This is a genomic window from Pseudomonas sp. SDT291_1_S447 (genome assembly GCF_054070155.1).
In genome coordinates, this window is the sequence record NZ_JBSVXS010000254.1 from 1 (window position 1) to 1,615 (window position 1,615).

General features: G+C 58.5%; 1 protein-coding gene. It reads left to right on the forward strand.

Annotated features, from left to right (window positions below; translation table 11 throughout):
* The first annotated feature begins 292 nt into the window (after window positions 1-292).
* Window positions 293-1,558, forward strand: a complete 1,266-nt coding sequence (locus ACW9IR_RS29310) for an OprD family porin (protein WP_457466088.1) — start codon at window positions 293-295, stop codon at window positions 1,556-1,558.
* Window positions 1,559-1,615: the final 57 nt, after the last annotated feature.

A 1,615-nucleotide genomic window follows, 5' to 3' on the forward strand; every position in this document is an offset into this window, starting at 1 on the left:
TACATTTGGAATGCATATCCCTGTAGGAGCTGCCGAAGGCTGCGATCTTTTGATCTTCAATGCTGTTCGATAATCGCCCAAAACCCGCTTTTCCCAATTGAATCAGAACATCCGCCCCCCGCACCATTCGATCAACAAAACCAATAACAACAGGTTCGACACCATGCTCCCGCGCCCTGCTCCGACCGGCTGACCGCCGTCGCTTCACCCCCTGAATTCATCGCATTTCTGCACCGTAAAAAACGGCCGCAGCGCACCCGTTCGCCTTAAAAAAACAAGAGAGACCCCAGCTATGACAACCTCCCCTGCGCCTTACGCATTTCCCGGTCTGATCGCCCTGGCCCTGGCCCTGGCCGGCGCGGCTATGCCCGCTGCGGCTGAAGAGGCCGGTTTCATTGAAGGGGCCAAGGTCAACCTGAACCTGCGCAACTTCTACATCAACCGCAATTTCACCAACCCGACCAAAGCTCAGGGCAAGGCCGAAGAGTGGACGCAGAGCTTCATCCTCGACGCCAAATCCGGCTTCACCCAAGGCACCGTCGGCTTCGGCATGGACGTGCTCGGCCTGTATTCGGTAAAGCTTGATGGCGGTAAAGGCACCGGCGGCACGGCGTTGCTGCCGCTGGATCACGACGGCCGCCCGGCGGATAACTTCGGCCGCACCAACGTCGCCTTCAAGGCCAAACTCTCGCAGACCGAAGTGAAGGTCGGCGAGTGGATGCCTGTGTTGCCGATCCTGCGTTCGGACGACGGCCGCTCGCTGCCGCAAACCTTCCGTGGCGGGCAGATCACTTCGAAAGAAATCGACGGCCTGACCCTTTACGGCGGTCAGTTCCGCGCCAACAGCCCGCGCGATGACAGCAGCATGAGCGACATGTCGATGACCGGCAAAGCGGCGTTCACCTCTGATCGCTTCAACTTTCAGGGAGGTGAATACGTTTTCAACGAAAAACGCACACAGATCGGCCTGTGGAACGCCGAACTCAAGGACATCTACAGCCAGCAATACGTCAACCTGATCCACAGCCAGCCACTGGGCGACTGGACCCTCGGCGCCAACCTCGGTTTCTTCTATGGCAAGGACGATGGCAGCGCCCGTGCTGGAGACCTCGACAACAAAACCTGGTCGGGTATGTTTTCCGCGAAGTACGGCGGCAACACCTTCTACGTCGGCCTGCAGAAACTCACTGGCGACAGCGCCTGGATGCGGGTCAACGGCACCAGCGGCGGGACGCTGGCCAACGACAGCTACAACGCCAGTTATGACAATGCGCAGGAACGCTCCTGGCAAGTGCGCCATGACTACAACTTCGTGGCATTGGGCATCCCCGGCCTGACCCTGATGAACCGCTACATCAGCGGCGACAACGTACACACCGGGACGATCACCGATGGCAAGGAATGGGGCCGCGAATCGGAACTGGGCTACACCGTGCAGAGCGGCGCATTGAAGAATCTGAACGTCCGGTGGCGCAACTCGACCATGCGCCGGGATTTCAGCAACAACGAGTTCGATGAGAACCGCTTGATCGTCAGCTACCCGATCAGCCTCCTCTAATCACCGATCAAAACTGTAGGAGCTGCCGAAGGCTGCGATCTCTTGATCTTGTTTTTA

Coding starts and splice junctions, on each gene's coding strand:
- ACW9IR_RS29310 (WP_457466088.1), top strand. CDS start 293: ATGACAACCTCCCCTGCGCCTTACGCATTTCCCGGTCTGATCGCCCTG.